At 65.6% G+C, this 20,455-nt stretch carries 19 protein-coding genes, 1 tRNA gene and 1 pseudogene; 11 read left to right on the top strand and 10 right to left on the bottom strand.

Annotated features, from left to right (window positions below):
- Nucleotides 1-5 precede the first annotated feature (5 nt).
- From AOZ49_RS28230 to AOZ49_RS28220, 3 genes are all read right to left on the bottom strand, one after another.
- The gene (locus tag AOZ49_RS28230) at nucleotides 6-296 is read right to left on the bottom strand and encodes a hypothetical protein (protein ID WP_054479084.1); all 291 of its coding nucleotides are present in this window, start codon (nucleotides 294-296) and stop codon (nucleotides 6-8) included.
- 133 nt (nucleotides 297-429) lie between these two features.
- Nucleotides 430-723 carry a hypothetical protein gene (locus AOZ49_RS28225; RefSeq protein WP_054479080.1) on the bottom strand — a complete coding sequence of 98 codons (294 nt, stop codon included), beginning with the start codon at nucleotides 721-723 and terminating at the stop codon, nucleotides 430-432.
- Nucleotides 724-772: 49 nt separating this feature from the next.
- On the bottom strand, nucleotides 773-1,174 hold the full coding sequence (locus AOZ49_RS28220) for a helix-turn-helix domain-containing protein (RefSeq protein ID WP_054479078.1): 402 nt from the start codon (nucleotides 1,172-1,174) through the stop codon (nucleotides 773-775).
- A 310-nt stretch (nucleotides 1,175-1,484) separates the two neighbouring features.
- Here AOZ49_RS28220 and AOZ49_RS34060 point away from each other — a divergent pair, with 310 nt between their 5' ends.
- From AOZ49_RS34060 to AOZ49_RS28200, 5 genes are all read left to right on the top strand, one after another.
- Nucleotides 1,485-1,772, top strand: a complete 288-nt coding sequence (locus AOZ49_RS34060; protein ID WP_035359366.1) for an Ogr/Delta-like zinc finger protein — start codon at nucleotides 1,485-1,487, stop codon at nucleotides 1,770-1,772.
- Nucleotides 1,762-2,151, top strand: a complete 390-nt coding sequence (locus tag AOZ49_RS28215) for a hypothetical protein (RefSeq protein WP_156355768.1) — start codon at nucleotides 1,762-1,764, stop codon at nucleotides 2,149-2,151. Before AOZ49_RS34060 ends, AOZ49_RS28215 begins: the two co-directional genes overlap by 11 nt.
- 86 nt (nucleotides 2,152-2,237) lie before the next feature.
- Nucleotides 2,238-2,471: a hypothetical protein gene (locus tag AOZ49_RS28210; protein WP_054479074.1), complete on the top strand. Its 234-nt coding sequence runs from the start codon at nucleotides 2,238-2,240 to the stop codon at nucleotides 2,469-2,471.
- Nucleotides 2,472-2,473: 2 nt separating this feature from the next.
- Nucleotides 2,474-5,176, top strand: a complete 2,703-nt coding sequence (locus AOZ49_RS28205) for a toprim domain-containing protein (RefSeq protein WP_054479072.1) — start codon at nucleotides 2,474-2,476, stop codon at nucleotides 5,174-5,176.
- 270 nt (nucleotides 5,177-5,446) lie between these two features.
- Nucleotides 5,447-5,707 (top strand): hypothetical protein, encoded by a 261-nt coding sequence (locus tag AOZ49_RS28200; RefSeq protein WP_054479069.1) that lies wholly within the window; start codon nucleotides 5,447-5,449, stop codon nucleotides 5,705-5,707.
- Here AOZ49_RS28200 and AOZ49_RS28195 read toward each other — a convergent pair.
- Nucleotides 5,704-6,732 carry a site-specific integrase gene (locus AOZ49_RS28195; RefSeq protein WP_054479067.1) on the bottom strand — a complete coding sequence of 343 codons (1,029 nt, stop codon included), beginning with the start codon at nucleotides 6,730-6,732 and terminating at the stop codon, nucleotides 5,704-5,706. The genes AOZ49_RS28200 and AOZ49_RS28195 overlap by 4 nt on opposite strands.
- A gap of 170 nt (nucleotides 6,733-6,902) precedes the next feature.
- Here AOZ49_RS28195 and AOZ49_RS28190 point away from each other — a divergent pair.
- A tRNA-Arg gene (locus AOZ49_RS28190) sits at nucleotides 6,903-6,977 on the top strand.
- Nucleotides 6,978-7,289: 312 nt separating this feature from the next.
- The gene (gene pbpG, locus AOZ49_RS32035) at nucleotides 7,290-8,570 is read left to right on the top strand and encodes a D-alanyl-D-alanine endopeptidase (protein ID WP_054428452.1); all 1,281 of its coding nucleotides are present in this window, start codon (nucleotides 7,290-7,292) and stop codon (nucleotides 8,568-8,570) included.
- Nucleotides 8,571-8,694: 124 nt separating this feature from the next.
- Here pbpG and AOZ49_RS28180 read toward each other — a convergent pair whose 3' ends face one another.
- Complete coding sequence (locus AOZ49_RS28180; RefSeq protein ID WP_054428453.1) at nucleotides 8,695-9,084, bottom strand: ribbon-helix-helix domain-containing protein; 390 nt, start codon at nucleotides 9,082-9,084, stop codon at nucleotides 8,695-8,697.
- Between the two features lie 211 nt (nucleotides 9,085-9,295).
- Here AOZ49_RS28180 and adhP point away from each other — a divergent pair.
- Nucleotides 9,296-10,325, top strand: a pseudogene (gene adhP, locus AOZ49_RS28175) (alcohol dehydrogenase AdhP).
- Between the two features lie 135 nt (nucleotides 10,326-10,460).
- Here adhP and AOZ49_RS28170 read toward each other — a convergent pair.
- The 4 genes from AOZ49_RS28170 to AOZ49_RS28155 form a co-directional block, all read right to left on the bottom strand.
- Entirely contained in the window at nucleotides 10,461-11,039 is a 579-nt protein-coding gene (locus tag AOZ49_RS28170; protein WP_054428455.1) for a DJ-1/PfpI family protein, read from the bottom strand.
- A 189-nt stretch (nucleotides 11,040-11,228) separates the two neighbouring features.
- Nucleotides 11,229-11,717, bottom strand: a complete 489-nt coding sequence (gene ybaK, locus AOZ49_RS28165) for a Cys-tRNA(Pro) deacylase (protein ID WP_054428456.1) — start codon at nucleotides 11,715-11,717, stop codon at nucleotides 11,229-11,231.
- A 63-nt stretch (nucleotides 11,718-11,780) separates the two neighbouring features.
- Complete coding sequence (gene xerD, locus AOZ49_RS28160; RefSeq protein WP_054428457.1) at nucleotides 11,781-12,764, bottom strand: site-specific tyrosine recombinase XerD; 984 nt, start codon at nucleotides 12,762-12,764, stop codon at nucleotides 11,781-11,783.
- 134 nt (nucleotides 12,765-12,898) lie between these two features.
- Nucleotides 12,899-13,804, bottom strand: a complete 906-nt coding sequence (locus tag AOZ49_RS28155) for a LysR substrate-binding domain-containing protein (protein ID WP_054428458.1) — start codon at nucleotides 13,802-13,804, stop codon at nucleotides 12,899-12,901.
- 176 nt (nucleotides 13,805-13,980) lie between these two features.
- On the opposite strand from AOZ49_RS28155, the gene AOZ49_RS28150 reads away from it, so the two are divergent.
- From AOZ49_RS28150 to AOZ49_RS28140, 3 genes are all read left to right on the top strand, one after another.
- The gene (locus AOZ49_RS28150) at nucleotides 13,981-15,663 is read left to right on the top strand and encodes a thiamine pyrophosphate-binding protein (protein WP_054479065.1); all 1,683 of its coding nucleotides are present in this window, start codon (nucleotides 13,981-13,983) and stop codon (nucleotides 15,661-15,663) included.
- A gap of 132 nt (nucleotides 15,664-15,795) precedes the next feature.
- On the top strand, nucleotides 15,796-16,989 hold the full coding sequence (locus AOZ49_RS28145) for an acyl-CoA dehydrogenase (protein WP_054428460.1): 1,194 nt from the start codon (nucleotides 15,796-15,798) through the stop codon (nucleotides 16,987-16,989).
- A 259-nt stretch (nucleotides 16,990-17,248) separates the two neighbouring features.
- Nucleotides 17,249-18,292, top strand: coding sequence for a TRAP transporter substrate-binding protein (locus AOZ49_RS28140; protein WP_054479063.1), 1,044 nt, complete (start codon nucleotides 17,249-17,251; stop codon nucleotides 18,290-18,292).
- Here the strand turns inward: AOZ49_RS28140 and AOZ49_RS28135 are convergent.
- Nucleotides 18,248-19,963: a phage tail protein gene (locus tag AOZ49_RS28135; RefSeq protein ID WP_054479061.1), complete on the bottom strand. Its 1,716-nt coding sequence runs from the start codon at nucleotides 19,961-19,963 to the stop codon at nucleotides 18,248-18,250. The genes AOZ49_RS28140 and AOZ49_RS28135 overlap by 45 nt on opposite strands.
- Nucleotides 19,964-20,455: the final 492 nt, after the last annotated feature.

The following is a 20,455-nucleotide window of genomic DNA, read 5'->3' as shown; positions in this document are numbered from 1 at the left end:
GTGTCCTATCGCTTCACGTTCATCGTTACCTGCACCACCAGATTGAGCGCGCCGATCTGAATATTGTTGTTGCCGGCGATTGACTGGTTTGGCATTGCCTGCGCAGACATTTGGATGTTGCCATCACCGCTGATCCGCTGATCGTTGGAAGCCGGCGCGGCGGCGCAATCTTGTCTCCGTTCCTTCGCACCCTTGAGCGCATGGAACAAGGTTCCGAGCACATCGCCGGCTTTCACGTCGGCTGCAGGCAAGTTGAGAAAATGAACGTTCGAACCGGGGTCTTGAGGATTCTGCATTTCTTATATTTCCTGTGCGTTCGCCAGCTCCATACGACTGCACACGCGAACAGCCGCAGCCCTTGCCGGCAATGTAGGGCAACCGGCACCCCCCCAACGGCCTCATATACCCGGTTCGATCAGTCAGCGGGCGCTACCCCTTCTTTCCGTTCATCATGCACAGGGCGGCGACCGTGGCCACTTCCTGGCCCTGGGCCGCTTTCTCGCTGGCCACCTCGTCAATGCAGGACGCGGCCCTAACGGATTGCTCCACAACCTCCATCGGTCGTTTCGCCAGTTTCGCCGCGACCACCATATCGGCCATGGTGGCCATCTTGTTTTGCGTCGTAGCGGATGCCCATTCCTTCAGCGTGGCACTGTGCAGCGTGCCGCCTTCGTACCACTGCCCCGCCGCCTGTGCCAGCGGCGCGGTCACCATCAGGGCCATTGCAAATCCAACTCGGAACACCTCTTCCTCCTTTTTATGGGGCGGTCAATCAGGCCGCCAACTGCAGAACCAATTCGGTCAACTTGTCTTTGTCCATCGACATCTGCGCCTTACTCGCCTGGTACAGCGCATCGGCCGCTTTGCGCTTCTTCGCGGGGCTTAGTTCTCGCCCGGCGGCCTCAAGAGCCATTTCCAGGGTCTCCCAAGCGTCGCCGTAGCGTTTGAGATCGGCGAACAGGTCTGCCTGTGACAGCGACCGCGTCCCGGTCAAAACGTAGAGCACGTCCACCCCGGCTGCTGCGACTTTTTCCAGATACGCGGCATCGGGCATGCGTTTGCCGTTCTCGTAGTTCGATTGCGCGACGGTCTGCACGCCGCCGATCTGCCCGAACGGGCCTTGATCCAGGCCGATGCGCTTGCGCTCCTCTCGGAGCCTATTTCCTATGCTCATTTGAATATGTCCCATTGACTAAATATCCATTTGGATAAATAATTGAGGCTCACACTTGCTATCAATTGCCAATGAGCATGAAACATACACCAAGCCAGAAGGCCCGGGCCGGCCTGCCTCCTGACGCCGAGGCACAAAAGATGGTCGGATTTCGAATCCCGGCGGATGATTTCGAGCGTTGCGTCACATATGCAATTGAGCAACGACGCACGCATTCCTCATTCATTCGAATGCTCGCCCTCAAAGGCCTGGAGCATTTCGAAAGTGAGCGCCAGGGCGAGACTCGAGGCCGCCGGAAGAGGACTCCCAAATGAATCGCTTTGGGATGGCCTGCCCCTACTGCGAGACCTGGGCAACGGTACGCACCAGCGAACAGCTGTCCCCCCTGGTGCGCGCCGCCTACTTCCAATGCCGCAATCTGCACTGCGGTTTCACCTGGAAGGCACACATAGAGGCAGTGGCCGCAATCTCGCCTTCTGCCCTGTCGCAAGCCAGGCCGGATATTCAGCTGCCCCTGTCCCCATTCAGCACGTCCCTGCGGCTTGCTGCAGCCGCGAAGTCCGATCCACGCCAAATGAGCCTAGACCATGATGAATAGCCAACGTCTTGCACTTGTAATTGGTTGCGCCACCAACTGGAGCCGCCCCTTTCTCGCCGACCAGGCACACCAGTTTCTTGCGGTGGAAAAGGACAACGGCGCCACGATGCCCGGGCCGCGTGACAACCAACTGCTGGAGCGCTGCGTTGCGCACTTGATGGCAGTGGCCAACTGCTCGCAACGCACCGCCGAGACCGAAGCGGCGAAGGGCATCGCAGAAGTCGGCAGTCGCTCCAGCCCGGTCAATTTCGATATGGACCGCAGCACCAGCCACGCGCTGTTTGTCGTTGACCGCGCCACCGGCCGGACCCGCGTTCTTTCTTCGGTGGAAATCGCCCACCTCCTGAGCGCCCAGGAAGCCGCCGCCTTGGCGCTGTAGCACCTCTACCTACCCCACGTCATACCGCCTTGCCGGCGGGCGCATCTGCGCCCGTCGCGGGGAACTGTTTTCCGAAGGAATCGAATATGCCTGCCATCCCCGTGCATGCCCGCATCGAAACACACATGAACGATGACGAGGTGAAGGCCTTGGCCAAGCTCACCGAATATCTGGTGCGCGGCGCCTATGAGCCCGGCCAATCCCTCTTCTTGACGGCCTCGGCCGGCGATACCGTTCTGTCCGGCCACATGCTGACCGCCGCCTGCGCCGTTCACGCCGCTGCCATGCGCACCCTGCGCGAACGCAACCTGATGGCGTAATCATGAAGCCCGATATTCACCGCGACGTTATGTCCCGCCTCGCGGGCTTCGAGTTCAAAGAGCGGCAAGGCTGGCTTCGCCAGGGCATCTGCCCCGCTTGCAAGAAGCGCGAGGTTTACACGCACGCAGACCACCCCTGGGTACTGCGCTGCGGCCGGCTCGATAAATGCGGCTGGGAAGGCCACGTAAAGGAGCTGTTCTCGGACATCTTCGAACACTGGTCGAAGCGCTACGCCGAGGACATGAAGACCAACCCACACGCGGCTGCTGACGCCTACCTGGCGCACGCCCGCGGCTTCGACGTGTCCCGCCTGGCAGGCAGCTACACGCAGGAGACCTATCACGACCGCTCGCGCGATCTCGTTTCCGCAACGGTGCGGTTTCCCGTGGGCCGCACCTATTGGGAACGCCTGATAGATGAGCCGGGCCGCTTCGGCAAGCAGAAGGCCCGCTTCCAGCCCGGCGGCAGCTACATGGGCGAGTGGTGGACGCCGCCCGGCTTCGACCCCGCCAAGGTCGCAGAGCTGTGGCTTGTTGAAGGCATCTTTGATGCGATCGCCCTATGGTTGGTTGGCATCCAGGCCGCCGCCACGATGTCGTGCAACAACTATCCATTCAGCGCACTGCGCGCGCTCGCAGACGCACGCCCCAACAATCTGCCGCATCTGGTCTGGGCATTGGACGGCGACGCCGCCGGCCGGCGCTTCACGCGCAAGCACGCCGAACGCGCTACCGAAGACGGCTGGACGAGCAAGGCGGCCATCATCCCCCAGGATGGCAAGCGTAAGCGCGACTGGAACGACCTCTACCAGCTCGACCAACACGCCCAGGACGGCGCCACACGCCGCCTGTCGCAAGAAGGCCGCAAGCTGTACCTGCATCATGGTGCGGTGCTGCTGGCCCGCAGCGCCACGGAAAAAGCGCTGCTTCTGTACGAGCACGACAACAGCCGGACGGAGTTTGATTTCGAGTTCGGAAAGCGCCTGTATTGGTTCCGGATGGATATCGACGCCTACCAAAAGGCGATGGATCGGATCGGCAAAGAGGCGACGGAGCAACTTGCATCCGACGAGCTGCGCGCGCTCGCGCTGCGCGAGGCGGGAGGCATTCGCTCCATTTCCAACTGCTACCCGACGCCCCTGTACTTCCAGGAAAACAAGCTCACGGACGAAAGCTGGTACTACTTCCGAGTGGAATTCCCGCATGACGGGCCGCCCGTGAAAAACACCTTCACATCGTCCCAGGTGTCCACCGCCAGCGAGTTCAAAAAGCGCCTCCTGGCCATCGCTCCCGGCGCGATGTTCTCCGGCCACGGCCATCATCTCGACAGGATGATGGAGCGCCGCCTATACAACATCAAGCGCGTGGAGACCGTCGATTTCATCGGCTACAGCCGCGAGCATGGCGCCTACATCCTTGGCGCGCTGGCGGTTAAGGGCGGCACGATCTACGACGTGAACGAAGAGGACTTCTTCGACATCGACCGCCTGTCGGTCAAGAGCCTGAATCAGTCCGTCACGCTCACCGTGAACGGCGACCCGCACGAATACAAGGCGGAGTGGCTGCAGCATGTCTGGACCGCATTCGGCGCAAAGGGCATCGTGACCCTGGCCTTCTGGTTTGGATCGCTGTTCGCCGAACAAATCCGCGCGCATCAGAAAAGCTACCCCTTTCTGGAAGTCGTCGGCGAGGCAGGCTCGGGCAAGTCAACGCTGATTGAATTCCTGTGGAAGCTGTTCGGGCGCACCGATTACGAAGGCTTCGACCCGTCCAAGTCCACCACGCCGGCGCGCGCTCGCAACTTCGCCCAGGTCGCGGGCTTGCCCGTGGTGCTGATCGAATCGGACCGCGAGCGCCTGGGCGAAGAGAAATCCCACGTGAAGTCCTTTGATTGGGACGAGCTGAAAACGGCCTACAACGGCCGCAGTATTCGTTCGCGCGGCGTGGCCAACGGCGGCAACGAGACCTATGAACCGCCGTTCCGAGGATCCATTGTCATCTCGCAAAACAACGAGGTGAACGCGTCCGAAGCCATTCTTTCCCGCATCGTGCATATCAACATCGACCGGGCTGGCCAGAATGCCAAGACCCTGGCCGCCGCCGTGGCGCTTGAGACCACCCCCACCAGCGATGTATCCGGCTTCATCCTGGCCGCCACCAAGCGCGAGACGAAAGTACTGGAGACGGCTTTTTCCCGCTATCAGCACCACGTTGACGCCCTGCGCGAGCGCGGCGATATCAAGATGACCCGCATCATGAAGTGCCACGCGCAACTGCTGGCTGTGCTGGACGCGCTGCGCCTGGTGGTTCGGCTGACTGATGAACAGTACCAAGCGGCCGCCGACCTCATCGGCGCGATGGCTGGCGAGCGGCAACAGGTCATCAACGCGGACCATCCCATCGTGCAGGGGTTCTGGGAGGCGTACACCTATCTCAACGGTGACGACGAGATGGCGCCGCAGCTCAACCATTCTTGCAACGATGAAGAGATCGCGGTCAACCTCAATCACTTCATCGAGGTTGCAGCTACGCACCGCCAACAAGTGCCCACCCTGGGCGACTTGAAGAAGGTGCTACGCACCAGCCGCCAGCATAAGTTCCTGGAGGTGAAGACCGTCAAGAGCCGCATTCGCCAGAGTGCGAGCCAGGCCGGCGCCACCAAGGCCACGACGGTGCATTGCTGGGTTTTCCGGAAAGGGGCGTAGCGATGCACAAGCCCACCCTGCCCCAGCTCGCACAGGCCCACGCGGCCGCGCGCCTTCGCGGCACGCTGGCGGACGCTCTGCGCTCGCCTGCGCTCGCCCGCTGCCTGGAAATCACCGCCCAGGCATTGGCCCGTCCGCGCGCCGGGCAGCTTCGACCACCGCCGGCCGCGCCACCGACTGCAACTTATCCAGCGACGTCCACCCCCCCCGCCCCATACCGCCGCGATGCGATTTCAAACGTGCCAGCGCGGCAGACAAGGATGAGTCCGAATGACCGAGAAACAAGCAATTCCGCCCGCCGCCTCGACGGCGATCATCTTGTACATGCGCTACGGCCGTATGCGCCTCACCATGACCGAACTGGCCACCGAGCTGGGCATCAAGGAAGGCTCGCTGCGCAACCTGATTTCAGATGAAAAGTGTGCCGTCGCAACCTACACCGAGGGCCGCAACCGATACGCCGATGTGCGGGCTGTCGGTGAATACCTCGACCAGCGCTACCGCGAAGCGGCGCTGCTCAACGACCGCTAGGCGGCACGCTTCGGCATCGGCAGGACTTTGTTATGAAGTCCTGCCGGGTCGATCTGGGTGTACCGCTTGAGCTGGCGCCAGTCCTTATGGCCGGAGACGGCCGCCACTTCTGGAATCTGCCAGCCTGCCTCAAATAGACTGCTTACCGCTTCATGGCGCATGTCGTGGAAATGCAGGTCTTTGATTTCCAGCGTCACACACGTCCGCGTGAATAGCTGGCTCACCGTCGCGGCACGGTACGGGAATATCCGGCCATCCGGCGTATCGCGCGGCTGTCGCTCGATGGCCGCCCAGGCCTCGCCCAGCAGCGGTATGGGCTGATCGTTCCCGACCTTCTGTTTCGGGTGCTTGCGGTCCCGCACGATAATCAGCTTTCGGACATCGTCCAAATCCGCCCAGCGGATGCGGAAAATCTCACCCTGGCGCAGCCCCGTATTGATAGCCACCGTCAGCACATCCACCATATAGGGGAAATGCTCGGCGAAGTACGCATAGAGCTGCTCCAGCTCCTTGGCTGTGGGCCGGCGGTCGCGCTTGTTACCGGGGCCGATCAGTCCAAAATGGTGCAGGGTCGGCCGGGCGTCTCCCACCGGGTCGCCGATGCGCAGGTTGAGAATGCTCTTCGTGTGTCGAATCGCGGTCCCGAGCTTGGACATGTGCATGTTGACCGTGTACGGCCCGGCGCCGGCGCGCTGCCGGCGCTGGCACCAGGTCACCAGGTGCGAGGTGGCCAGCTTCTCAAGTTTCACCTGCCCAAGCCCGTCGTCCTCGGCCGCGAGGTGCTGGAGCATGTAGTCCTCATTGGACTTGGGCTTGATTGGGCGGCCAGATTCGGCGCGCAGCTCGCGGTACTTCTCTATCAGCTTGGCCACGGTCATGGACGCGGTTTCGGCCGAGCTTCCCTCGATCTCCAACGCCCAGCGCTGGGCCTCGATTTTGGTCTCAAACGTCCTGCTGATAGACTTGCGTCCTGCCTTGCGTACCTGGGCGCGCCACTTGGCGCCGATCTTGACTATCGCGGCCATCTCGACTGTTCCTGCTGTAGTAGTTATGTAGTAGCGGGATATTAGATCAGGTGAGAAACGATGATGAAGAGTGATAAACTCCCGCCAAGATAAAGCCCTTTGATATCAAGGCACTACGATAAAATCCTCATGCATTCATGGGGTTGCGGAATCCCCGCAGTTTTGCCCGTCTCGCCGTAGTTAAATGGATATAACCGGCCCCTCCTAAGGGTCAATTGGTGGTTCGATTCCACCCGGCGAGGCCACGCTCCCGACCTCGGTTCCGCAGGTCGCTTTCCACGAAAGTCCCGTGTATTCAGCCGGATGAGGGTTAATCCGGGCTACGCTCACGCGCCGCGCGCCGGTAGCGTCTCGGGACGCCGCGCGCGACGAATAAGCTACCCGTCAATACGTCCCTGATATTTTTTTCGGCGATGATAGCGAATCGCCTTGCGCGCGACTTGAAATTACTGTTTAAATTCGACGCGTAAGCCCCTAATTCATCTGGACTTTTCCCGAACCGCAGCAAGCCCGGCCGGGGAAATAATTCTTCACAGACTGACAAGCCTGCTCAAACCATGGCATTTACCTGGAAACGTGCAATTGCGAACGCGATAGCGCCGGCGGCGCTGGCGATGTGCGCGCTCCTGCCCTCAGCCGCGCTCGCCGCGAAAAATACCGATCCTTGCAAGACCAACGCCAAATCGGCGGCTTGCAAGGCGCAACAAGCCAAAAAGGCCCCCGCCCCCGCCAAAGCGGGCGCCGGCAAGGCCTCCACCCCCAAGCAAGCCGCGGGTAAAACCGCCCCCAAGGCCGCATCTGGCAAGCAAGCCGCGCCGAAGTCGGCCGCCGCCAAGGCCCCGCCCAAGGGCGCCGCCGGCAAACAGGCCGCCGCCAAGGGCGCGCCCAAGCAGGCCGCCGGCAAGAACGCAACGCCCAAGGGCGGCAAGCAGGCCGTCGCCCAGCAGAGTTCGTCCAAGAAGGGCGCGGCCGGCAAGAACGGCAAGCCCAACAAGCCGTCGCGCGCGCAGCGCACGGCCGCCGCCGCCGCGGCAGCCGCCATGCCGCCGCCCGCGGTGTCGGTGCGCGCCGAAGCCGCCGCGCTGCGGTCCAGCACCGCCTACGTGCAGGACCTGGCCACCTCCACCGTGATCTTCGCCAAGAACGAAAACGTGGTGCGCCCCATCGCCTCGATCTCCAAGCTGATGACCGCGGTCGTGGTAGTGGACGCCAACCAGCCGATGGACGAGATGCTGGAGATCACCGATGAAGACATCGATGGCCTCAAGCACACCACCTCGCGCCTGCGCGTGGGCACCAAGCTGTCGCGCGGCGACATGCTGCACCTGGCGCTAATGTCGTCCGAGAACCGCGCCGCCAACGCGCTGGGCCGCCACTATCCGGGCGGCCTGCCGGCCTTCGTCGCCGCCATGAACGCCAAGGCGCAGTCGCTGGGCATGAGCAGCACGCACTTCATCGAGCCCACCGGCCTGTCCAGCAACAACGTGTCGTCGCCGCATGACCTGGCCCGCCTGCTGCGCGCCGCGTCGCAGCGTCCGCTGATCCACCGCTACTCCACCGACACGGAGTACGACGTCGAGATCAACAACCGCACGCAGACCTTCCGCAACACCAACCTGCTGGTGCGCAAGCCCGACTGGGACATCAAGGTGTCCAAGACCGGCTACATCAACGAAGCCGGCGAATGCCTGGTGATGCTGGCGCGCATCAACGGCCGCGACCTGGCGATCGTGCTGCTGGACTCGCAGGGCAAGCTGTCGCGCATCGGCGATGCCGTGCGCATCCGCCGCATCGTGCAAAGCGAAGTGGCCATGGCCTCGACCCAGCCGGGCGGCTGATCCAGGCGCCCTCCGGCCACGAAAAAGCCCGATCGACGATCGGGCTTTTTTTACGTCTGGCGGCGGGGCGGAATGCGGGCGGAAGCAAGCCGCGAGTGTCGCGCCCCGATGCCGCCGGCGGGCGCTACGCCGCCACCGGCCGCTTGGACCGCAACGGCTGCGGGTCGTACATCGACGGCGGCAGCCCTTCCAGCACCGCCTGCGGATTGAGCGAGCGGATCGGCACCGCGGCATCGGCCGGGATGCGGCCCTCGGCCTGCAGCAGCTGATAGCGCAGGCAGCACACGCGCAGGAAGGAAGTGAAGTTCGCCGCCTCGCCGCGGTATTCCACCAGCTCGTCGTACAGGCGCTCGATCAGTTGCGTGACCCGCATGCCGTCGCGCGCCGCGATTTCCTCCAGCACCTGCCAGAACAATTGCTCCAGGCGCAGGCTGGTGGCCACCCCGTGCAGGCGCAGGGAGCGGGTTTCGGGCGCGTAGGACTGTTCGCTCGCGCGGATGAAGATTTCACACATGGGAGCTCCTGGGGCGGACACGAGGCTTGCGGGCCACTGTACGACGATAGCCGCCGGCCCGGCAAGACACCTCTGCCTCGGGGCATTCCCGCCCATTCTGCAACGATACGTTTCCTGCGCGCGGCTCGTCCGGAAGCCATTGATATAAATCAAGGTCTCGGACGCGTCCCCATCCGAGCATGCTAAGACTGATCTGACTTCGGAGGTAGCAATGAACAAAACCATGAAAGCCGCCGTGGCTCGCGCATTCGGCAGCCCCCCTGGAAATCGAAGAGGTCGAAGTGCCGCGCCCCCGGGCCGGCGAACTGCTGGTCAAGATCGAGGCCTGCGGCGTCTGTCACACGGACCTGCACGCGGTCGAAGGCGACTGGCCGGTCAAGCCGAACCCGCCCTTCATCCCCGGTCACGAAGGCGTGGGCCACGTGGTGGCGGTCGGCGAAGGCGTCACGCACGTCAAGGAAGGCGACCGCGTCGGCATCCCCTGGCTGTACTCCGCCTGCGGCCATTGCGAACACTGCCTGGGCGGCTGGGAAACGCTGTGCGAGCAGCAGCAGAACGCGGGTTACTCCGTCAACGGCGGCTTCGCCGAGTACGCGCTGGCGGCGGCCGATTATGTCGGCCTGCTGCCCAAGAATGTCGGCTTCGTCGACATCGCCCCGGTGCTGTGCGCCGGCGTCACGGTCTACAAGGGCCTGAAGATGACCGACACGCGGCCCGGCAACTGGGTCGTGATCTCCGGCATCGGCGGCCTCGGCCACATGGCGGTGCAGTATGCGCGCGCCATGGGCCTGAACGTGGCGGCGGTGGACATCGACGATGACAAGCTGGCCTTCGCCAAGCGTCTCGGCGCGGAGGTGGTCGTCAACGCCAAGACCACCGATCCGGCGGCGTACCTGAAGAAGGAGATCGGCGGCGCCCACGGCGCGCTGATCACGGCGGTCTCGCCCAAGGCCTTCGAGCAGGCGCTGGGCATGGTGCGGCGCGGCGGCACGGTGGCGCTCAACGGCCTGCCGCCGGGCGACTTCCCGCTGTCGATCTTCGACATGGTGCTCAACGGCGTGACGGTGCGCGGCTCGATCGTGGGTTCGCGCCTGGACCTGCAGGAATCGCTGCAGTTCGCCGAGGAGGGCAAGGTGCATGCCACCGTGGCCACCGAGAAGCTGGAGAACATCAACAGCGTGTTCGACCGCATGCGCCGCGGCCAGATCGAAGGCCGCATCGTGCTGGACATGGCGGCATAGCCGCCCGCGCCGTGACGGACGGCAAAAGGCGCCTGCCGCGGCAGGCGCCTTTTTCATTGCGGCATCCGCATTACGCGGCCTCAAGCTCTGGGCGCTCGCACGGGCCGAGCCATGTCAACGGCCGGCGCGCGGCACTCAGGGCGTGATCTTGGTGCCGAGCACGGCCAGGAACTGCGCCAGCCACGCCGGATGCGCGGGCCAGGCCGGCGCCGTCACCAGATTGCCGTCGGTATAGGCCTGGTCGATGCCGATCTCGGCGTAGGTGCCGCCGGCCAGCCGCACTTCCGGCGCGCACGCGGGATAGGCCGAGCAGGTGCGGCCTTCCAGGATGCCGGCGGCCGCCAGCAACTGGGCGCCGTGGCACACGGCGGCGATCGGCTTTGCGGCCTTGTCGAAGGCGCGCACGATCTCCAGCACTTTTTCGTTCAAGCGCAGGTATTCCGGCGCGCGGCCGCCGGGGATCACCAGGCCGTCGTAGGAGCCGGCCTCGACGCGGTCGAAATCGTAGTTCAGCGCGAAGTTGTGGCCGCGCTTTTCGCTGTAGGTCTGCGCGCCCTCGAAGTCGTGGATGGCGGTGGCGATGCTCTCGCCGGACTTCTTGCCGGGGCAGACCGCGTGCACCGTGTGTCCCACCGCCAGCAGCGTCTGGAACGGCACCATGGTTTCGTAGTCTTCGGCGTAGTCGCCGACCAGCATCAACAGTCTCTTGCTCATGATTGTCTCCTGGGGATGGGGGATCGCCGGCTGATGCACCCGAGGGGCGGGCGGCCGGTTCTTGATGTTCTACGATCCATTGTGCCCCCGCCCGCGTGAGCGGGGGTGGTAACGGGATACCACGCGGGGCGCAAGCATCCCCCAAGTGACGGCTCACGGCCCGCGCGGGCCGCGAGTCCGCTGCGCCCCTTATTCCAGCGCCACCGTCACCGGCTTGGCGCCCAGCAGGCTCACCAGCACGTTCGGGTCGATGCCCACCAGGTAGCCGCGGCGGCCGCCGTTGATGTAGACGACAGGGTACTGCAGCACCTCGGCCTCGACCCACACCGGCATCTTCTTGCGCGTGCCGAATGGCGAGGTGCCGCCGACCTGATAGCCCGAATGGCGCTGCGCGACGTCCGGCTTGCAGGGCTCGACCTTCTTCAGGCCGGCCTGGCGCGCCAGGTTCTTGGTGGAGACCTCGCGGTCGCCATGCATCACCACGATCAGCGGCTTGGCCGATTCGTCTTCCATCACCAGCGTCTTGACCACCGCGTGCGGATCCAGTCCCAGCTGGCGCGCGGCCTCGCCGGCGCCGCCGTGGTCGATGTAGTCGTAGGTGTGTTCGGTGTACGCCACCTTGTGCTGCTTGAGGAACTGGGTGGCGGGCGTTTCGGAAACGTGGCGGGCTTTGCTCATGGCGGGGCGCTGAAAAGGCGAAGGCAAAAGTGTAGGCACGCGGGCGCCGTGGCGCAAACGCCCTCAGCCGCGCGGATGATGCGTGGCGTGCAGCGCCTTCAGGCGTTCGCGCGCCACGTGGGTGTAGATCTGCGTGGTGGAGATGTCGGCGTGGCCCAGCAGCATCTGCACCACGCGCAGGTCGGCGCCGTGGTTCAGCAGATGCGTGGCGAAGGCGTGGCGCAGCACGTGCGGCGACAGCGGCGCGTGCACGCCCGCCAGCACCGCGTACTTCTTGACCAGTTGCCAGAACGCCTGGCGCGACATGGCCTCGGCCCGGCCGGTGATGAAGAGCGCGTCGCTGACGCGGCCGGCGGCCAGCTCGGGCCGCGCGGTCTTCAGGTATTGGTCGATCCAGTGCGCCGCCTCGGCGCCGAGCGGCACCAGGCGGTCCTTGCCGCCCTTGCCCAGCACCACGCGCACCACGCCCTCGTTCAAGCTGACGTCCAGCGCCCGCACCCCGACCAGTTCCGACACGCGCAGGCCGGTGGCGTACAGCGTCTCCAGCATGGCCCGGTCGCGCAGGCCGCGCGGCTGGCCCAGGTCGGGCGCGCGCAGCAGGGCATCCACCTGCTGCTCGGACAGCGTTTTGGGCAGGCGCGGCGGCTGCTTGGCGGCCACCAGCGTCAGACAGGGATCCTGCGCCGCGCGGTGTTCGCGCAGGGCCCAGGCGTAGAAGCGCCGCAGCGCGGCCAGGCGGCGGTTGGCGGTGGTGGCGCGGGTCTCTTCGTGGCGGAAGGCGAACCAGGCCTCGATATCGGCCTTGCCGGCCTCGGCCAGCGCCTTGGCGGGACCGGCGGGCAGCGCCGGGGCCGAGGCCGCCTCGCCGTGGCGGTCGGCCATCTCGCGGGCGTAGGCCTCGGGGTCCTCGAGCCAGCGCGCGAAGCCGGTCAGGTCGCGCCGGTAGGCGGCCAGGGTGTTGGCCGACAGGCCGTCCTCGAGCCAGACGGCGTCGATGAAGGCGTCGATATCGGCCTGGGAAGCGAGCGGTTGGCGGGAATCGGACATGGAGCGGAAATCAAGGCATCAATAGACGTGCCCGAAGGCGGCCAGCGCCGGCGCAGGCGCGCGCAACGTTGCGACGCGCGCCGGCCACGTCAGGGGGATGGGCCACATTCTACGGCGGCGCTTGCGCCGTGCCCTCAGCGCCCCGCCACCGCCGCGGCGGCCGACTTGAGCCAGGTCTCGAACAGTTTCAGCGCCTCGGAACGCTCGCTACGCTGCGGATAGCCGAAGTAGTAACCCTGGCTGACCGTCAGCGACTGCGCCACGGGCATCGCCAGCGCGCCCTGGTCCAGCGCCGGCTGCGCCAGGAAGCGCGGCATCAAGCCGACGCCCAGCCCGGCCTGCACCGCCGCCATCACCATGGTGAACAGCTCGTAGCGCGGACCGCCCGCGGCCTGGGGGCCATAGAGGTAATTGTTGGCGCCGTACCACTGGCGCCAGGCGTCGGGGCGCGAACTCAGGTGCAGGTGGGTCATGCCCGCCAGCGCGCCGGCGCCGGCCTCGGTCACGCGCCCCGCCAATTCGGGCGCGCAGACCGGCACCAGCTCGCGTTCCGGAAACAGCAGCACGCCCTGGGTGCCCGGCCACAGGGTGTCGCCGTGATACAGCGCGCCGTCGAACGGCTGGTCCTTGAACTGGAACGGCAGCGTGCGCACCGACAGGCTGACGGTGATGTCTGGCTGCTCGCGCTGGAAATCCGCCAGCCGCGGGATCAGCCAGGTGGTGGCCAGCGTCGGCACCACGGCGATGTGGATGCTGCGGCCCATGCCGGTGCGGCTGACCAGGCCAAAGGTGTCCTTCTCGATCTGGTCGAGATGATGGCGGATGCGTCCCGCATATTCCGCGCCGTGGTCGGTCAGCACGATGCGGCGCCGCACCCGCGTGAACAGCTGCACCCCCAGCCGCGCCTCCAGGCTGGCCACCTGGCGGTAGACCGCGCTGTGGGTCAGGGACAGCTCTTCGGCCGCCCGCGAAAAACTGCCCAGGCGGGCCGAGGCCTCGAAAGCCTGCAGGGCGCTGAGGTTGGGAATGCCGTTTCTCATGGAGCGGGAACCGCCGGGAAGGTGAAGAAGGCCGCAAACACCCGCCGCGCCTGCCGCGGCGCAACATCCGGGTCGTGCCGGCGGGTCACTAGATTGTGCAATTTTATCAATTGCGTTGTGCGATCAAGGAACATTATGCTCGGATGTCTTAATCTCGGCTCATCCTGACTCCCACCATGTCCCAGCAAGCATCCCGCCTCGGCGGCCACATCCTCGTCGACCAGCTCGTCGCCCAGGGCGTCAAACACGTTTTCTGCGTTCCCGGCGAGAGCTACCTGGCGGTGCTGGACGGCCTGCACGACGCCGACATCAAGGTCACCGTCTGCCGCCAGGAAGGCGGCGCGGCCATGATGGCCGACGCCCATGGCAAGCTGACCGGCGAACCCGGCATCTGCATGGTGACCCGCGGCCCGGGCGCGTCCAACGCGCTGGCCGGCGTGCACATCGCCAAGCAGGACTCGACCCCGATGATCCTGTTCGTCGGCCAAATCGAGCGCGGCATGCGCGAACGCGAGGCCTTCCAGGAAATGGACTACCGCGCCGTGTTCGGCACGCAGGCCAAATGGGTCACGGAAATCGACCAGGTCGAGCGCATCCCCGAACTGATCTCGCGCGCCTTCCACATCGCCACCTCGGGCCGTCCCGGCCCGGTGGTGATCGCGCTGCCCGAGGACATGCTGGTCGAGGCCGCGCAGGTAGCCGACGCGCCGCGCTACGAAGTCATCGACGCCGCCCCCACCGCTGGCCAGCTGGCCGACCTGGAGCAGTTGCTGGCCCAGGCCAGGAACCCCGTCGCCATCCTCGGCGGCACCCGCTGGGACGCGCGCGCGGTGCAGCAGTTCGCCGATTTCGCGCAGCGCCACGCGCTGCCCACGGCGGTGTCGTTCCGCCGCCAGATGCTGTTCCCGGCCGACCATCCGTGTTTCATCGGCGACGTCGGCCTGGGCATCAACCCCGCCCTGCTCAAGCGCGTGGCCGACGCCGACGTGGTACTGCTGGTCGGCGGCCGCATGTCGGAAAACCCCAGCCAGGCCTACACGCTGCTGGACATCCCGGTGCCCAAGCAGAAGCTGGTGCACGTGCATCCGGACGCGGGCGAACTGGCCCGCGTCTACCGCCCCACGCTGGCCATCAACACCTCGCCCGCCGCCTTCGCCGAAGCCGTGGCCGGCCTGAAGGCCCCCGCGCAGCCGGCCTGGGCCGAAGGCACGCAGGCCATGCGCGAGTCGTATCTGAAGTGGAGCGACCCGAGCACCGTCACCACCCCGGGCGCGCTGCAGCTGGGCCAGGTCATGGCCTACCTGGAAAAGACCCTGCCGGCCGACGCCATCATGACCAACGGTGCCGGCAACTACGCCACCTGGCTGCATCGCTTCCACCGCTTCACCCGCTTCGGCACGCAACTGGCGCCGACCTCGGGCTCGATGGGCTATGGCCTGCCGGCGGCCGTCGGCGCCAAGCGCGTCTGGCCCGACAAGACCGTGGTCTGCTTCGCCGGCGACGGCTGCTTCCTGATGCACGGCCAGGAGTTCGCCACCGCCGTGCAGTACGACCTGCCCATCATCGTGGTGCTGGTCGACAACGGCATGTACGGCACCATCCGCATGCACCAGGAAAAGCATTACCCCGGCCGCATTTCCGCCACCGAGCTGAAGAACCCGGACTTCGCCGACTACGCCCGCGCCTTCGGCGGCCACGGCGAACGCGTCGAGACCACCGAGCAGTTCGGCCCGGCCTTCGAGCGCGCGCTGGCCAGCGGCAAGCCGGCCATCCTGCACTGCTTCATCGACCCGCAGACCATCACGCCATCGACCACGCTGGACAAGATCCGCGACGCGGCGTTCAAGGCCCAGCACTGATACCCGAGCGGCGGCGGCAACCCCACGGCGACGCGCCCGCGCGCGTCGCGTAAACCCCGGGTTGCCGCGCCAATTATTTTAGGTTTAAACTTTCCAGATTCCGAAAACGGAAATCCATAGCGGAGACCCAGCATGTCCTCGAATCCCTCGTTCCATTGGCAAGATCCCCTGTTGCTGGACCAGCAGCTCACCGAAGAAGAACGCATGGTGCGCGATGCCGCCCACGCCTACTCGCAGGACAAGCTGGCCCCGCGCGTGCTGAACGCCTTCCGCAACGAAAAGACCGATCCGGAGATCTTCTCGGAAATGGGTGAGCTGGGCCTGCTGGGCGCCACCATCCCCGCCGAATACGGCGGCGCCGGCCTGAACTACGTCAGCTACGGCCTGATCGCCCGTGAAGTCGAGCGCATCGACTCCGGCTACCGTTCGATGATGAGCGTGCAGTCGTCGCTGGTGATGGTGCCCATCAACGAATTCGGCAGCGAAGCGCAGAAGCAGAAGTACCTGCCCAAGCTGGCCCGCGGCGAGTGGATCGGCTGCTTCGGCCTGACCGAACCCAACCACGGCTCCGACCCCGGCGGCATGGAAACGCGCGCGGTCAAGACCGCCGACGGCTACAAGCTGAGCGGCAACAAGATGTGGATCACCAACTCGCCCATCGCCGACGTGTTCGTGGTGTGGGCCAAGTGCGTCGGCGGCGAGTTCGACGGCAAGATCCGCGGCTTCATCCTCGACAAGGGCACCAAGGGCCTCTCCGCCCCCGCCATCCACGGCAAGGTCGGCCTGCGCGCCTCGATCACCGGTGAAATCGTCATGGACGAAGTGGAAGTGTCCGCCGACCAGATGATGCCCGGCGTGTCCGGCCTGAAGGGTCCGTTCACCTGCCTGAACTCGGCCCGCTACGGCATCGCCTGGGGCGCGATCGGCGCCGCCGAAGCCTGCTGGCACACCGCCCGCCAGTACACCCTGGACCGCAAGCAGTTCGGCCGCCCGCTGGCCGCCAATCAGCTGATCCAGAAGAAGCTGGCCGACATGCAGACCGAGATCACGCTGGCGCTGCAAGGCTGCCTGCGCCTGGGCCGCATGAAGGACGAAGGCACCGCCGCCGTCGAGATCACCTCGATCATGAAGCGCAACTCGTGCGGCAAGGCGCTGGACATCGCCCGCTTGGCCCGCGACATGCTGGGCGGCAACGGCATCTCCGACGAATTCGGCGTGGCCCGTCACCTGGTCAACCTGGAAGTGGTCAACACCTACGAAGGCACGCACGACGTGCACGCCCTGATCCTCGGCCGCGCGCAGACCGGCATCCAGGCCTTCTATTGATTTGATTTTGGCAGTTCGCCGCGCGGACGGAGCCCGGCTCTGCTCCCGACGCGCGGTTCGCCGGCGTGGCGAAGACTGTGCGCCCCTTTCGAGGGGCGTTTTTTTTGCCTGCGTGGCGTCGATCCCGGATGCGCATTAGGGTTATCAGGAGCTAGCCCGCTCCCGGTCCATGGCTTACGCTGCCTGCAATTGGCCTGGTGCCGGCCCGCAGCATCCGCCCGCCCGACCCCGGATTTTTCGTCACGACCAGGAGTCGCGCATGCAGGGCAGTCCCTCTCTCCGCCTGTGGGCGGGCATCGCCATCGCCTTTGCGAGCCACGGCGCGCTAGCCGCCACCACCCTCACCATGACCACCGAATACCCGGCCACCTCGATGCCCGGGCAAGGCGTGTCCACCTTCGCCGACCTGGTGCGCAGCAAGAGCGCGGGCCAGGTGGTGATCGACGCCAGCTTCGATGCCGCGCGCGGCATCAAGTCCGGCGACATGATCGACGCGGTCCAGGCGCGCAAGGTCGATGCCGGCGACGCCTTCGCCGGCGCGCTAGCCTCGAAGTACCCGCTGTTCGGGGTGTCCTCGCTGCCGTTCCTGGCCGACTCGCTGGCCAAGGCCCGCGCCCTGAACAAATCAGCCCGCCCGGCCTACGAGAAGCTGTTGGCCGCGCACGGCCAGAAGCTGCTCTACACCACGCCCTGGCCGGCCTCGGGCATCTGGTCCAAGGACAAGGTGGACAGCGTCGCCGCGTTGAAGGCGCTCAGCATCCGCACCTATGACGCGACCTCGCAGGACGTGATGCAGAAGGCCGGCGCGCGCGCCCAGAACATCTCGTTCGCCGATGCCATGCCGCGCATCGCCTCGGGCGAGGTCAACGCGGTGCTGTCCTCGGGCGACGGCGGCGCCGGCCGCAAGCTGTGGGAACACCTGCCACGCTTCGCCGAGATCAACTACGCGATGCCGATCTCGGTGGCGACGATGAACCTGCAGGCCTATCAATCGCTGGACGCGAAGTCGCGCAAAGCCATCGACCAGGCCGCGGCGCAGACCGAAGCGGAACAGTGGAAGCGCATCGAAGGCCGGTTGCAGCAGAACTACGCCAACATGCGCAAGAACGGCGTGACGATCGACACCGCCGTGCCAATGCCGGTGCGCCAGGCGCTCAAGAGCGCGGCGGCGGACTCGGTGAAGCAGTGGGAGGCCACGGCGGGGACTGACGGGGTGAATATCCTGAAGGCGATGCGGCGGCCGCAGCCGCCAGAAGGCCTAGACGGCGGCCATCATCTTCCACACCTTGACGCGAGCGGGTAATCCGGCCGCCCCAAGCCCGGTGCTACCCGTGTAGGCGAAGGCGCCGCCACCCAGGCCGGAACCGATTCCCAAGGCATTCCTGGCCGTGGAGACAACGATCTTGCCTCCACGCATGCTGGCGCGCACGCCAGCCATGTTGGCCTCTCCATCCCACCAGCCGGGGTTGCCCCACTCGCCGTTGTAAAGCACTTCGGGTTCGAGAACCAAATGGTATCCGGGGAACGGATTGGCCAGAACGTACTGGCTATTGATGGCGACGAGACCAGGGGCCGAGGAATTTCCCCCGCCCGGATACACGATCGTGAACCCGATCGCATCCTTGAGCGTCTGCAGCTGTGCGCTCAACAACGCAAAATCGCTCACCAGTTGATCCACATCCACCACACCCGTCTGAACCACCGCCCCGAACAGCTTGATTACCCAGCAACCAGTCGCATTCAGAGGACGATTTTCCGTTGCCGTCCGCACGCTCACTGAGTTGTCGAACCTCAAGGTATCTCCGGCGGTCGTGGCAGGATACGACGGAGAGGTACGCGCTGCCCGATCCCCCTGCCGGCTGCCCACGAAGGGACCGGATCCGGGGCCGCTGATCACGCCGTAAGTCAGGGCCTGCTCTCCCGTCATTGCCTGCATGGCATCGCGTTGTATCTGCCCGGCAACGCCACTGGACAACGCGCCATCGCCGCGCAGCATCACCGCACCCAACGAGCCGGCCGACTTGCCGTTCAAGTCAGGCAGACGCAGCGTGGTTGCGCCATCGCCCGCCGTATAGCTTGCGCGCGCCATCACATCGCTTTGCCAGGTGGCTTCAGGCACCAACGGAAATTTCCCCGCCTCCAAGATGGCCCAGATATCCGGGAAAGCGGCCCGGCTGATCGTCTGGCCATCCAGCGGCGCCCATCCCGCGGGAATCGCGGCACGGCTCGGCCACCAGGACACGAAGCCTAGCGGAATGCTGTCGATCACCGGCAACTGGCCGGCCGGCACCTTGCCGTCGCCGCCCAAGGTGGCGACACCGCCCGCCTGGCCCTTTTCCGCCAACGGCACGGCATCCTGCACCGCGGGCAGTTGCGCGGCGGGGACGCGCCCGTCGGCATCGAGCGTGGGCACGCCGCCCGGGCGGCCCTTGTCGGCGGCGGGAATCAGCGCCGGCAATTGGCCGGGGACGATGCGGCCGTCGGCCGCCAGGGTCGCGACGCCATTGGGCCGGGCCTTTTCAGCGGCGGGGATCAGGTCGGGCAATTGCACCGGCGTGATCTTGCCGTCCGCGGCCAGCGTGGCGACGCCGTCCGGCTGGCCCTTTTCGGCCAGCGGCACGGCAGGCACCGAGATTGGCAGATGATCGACAGGTACGCGGCCCGCGTCATCCAGCGGCGCGACGCCGCCGGGCGCCGATTTCTGCGACAGCGGCACGGCCGGCGGAGGCAGATGCGCGGCAGGCACCTTGCCTGCCGCGTCCAGCGGCGTCACGCCACCCGCCGCGCCTTTCTCGGCGGCGGGCACGGCGGCGTCCGCCTTGCGCTGGGCGGCGGCGGCGGACACTTCGACCGAGTCCACGCCGGCGCGGGTCTTGGCGAAGTTCTCGTTCACCACCGCCATGGCGTCACGCAAGGTATCGCCGGTCTGGTCGTTCGGCGCATGGCCGACGTTGATGGGTTTGAGAAGTTGCATGGGAATCCTTGATTGAATATGGAATAGTCAGAGCGAAAAAGACCCGCCGTAGATGCGAGCGGGCCAAGATGAGATTCAGCGCGAATGAGGAATGCAACCTGCGAGCTGGAGATACGCTTGGTCTGATGAGTCTTGCCGACGCGGGATATCTCAAAAGCGGCGTATGCCATCGCCGACCTTGATCCCGCCCAAAACGAGATCACTGGCATTGCGCGTCAGCGATATTCCTGCCAGAACAGATCGGCCGTGCTTGACCGCACACGATAGGTGTCCCCTGCGGGAATGGTCATGGTTGCACCGATCAATTCCGGCGACGAGGTCGCTCGCGCCACTTGAACGTCCCATCCCCGAAGCTGCAGAATGACGTAGGCGTTCGCCGTAGCCGTGTTTGTGCTCACGGCAAGGACGATCGGTCGGCCGGTGTTATTGGCTCTGTTGCAAAGATTGGCGGCAGTCAGAGGTAGGCTGTCGCTCTGCGCCGATCAGGCGGCT

This window comes from Achromobacter sp. 2789STDY5608615 (assembly GCF_001298995.1).
Taxonomy (GTDB): domain Bacteria; phylum Pseudomonadota; class Gammaproteobacteria; order Burkholderiales; family Burkholderiaceae_B; genus Achromobacter; species Achromobacter insuavis.
The sequence above is the reverse complement of the archived record's forward strand: the minus strand, read 5'-3'. Positions and strand labels throughout refer to the sequence as shown.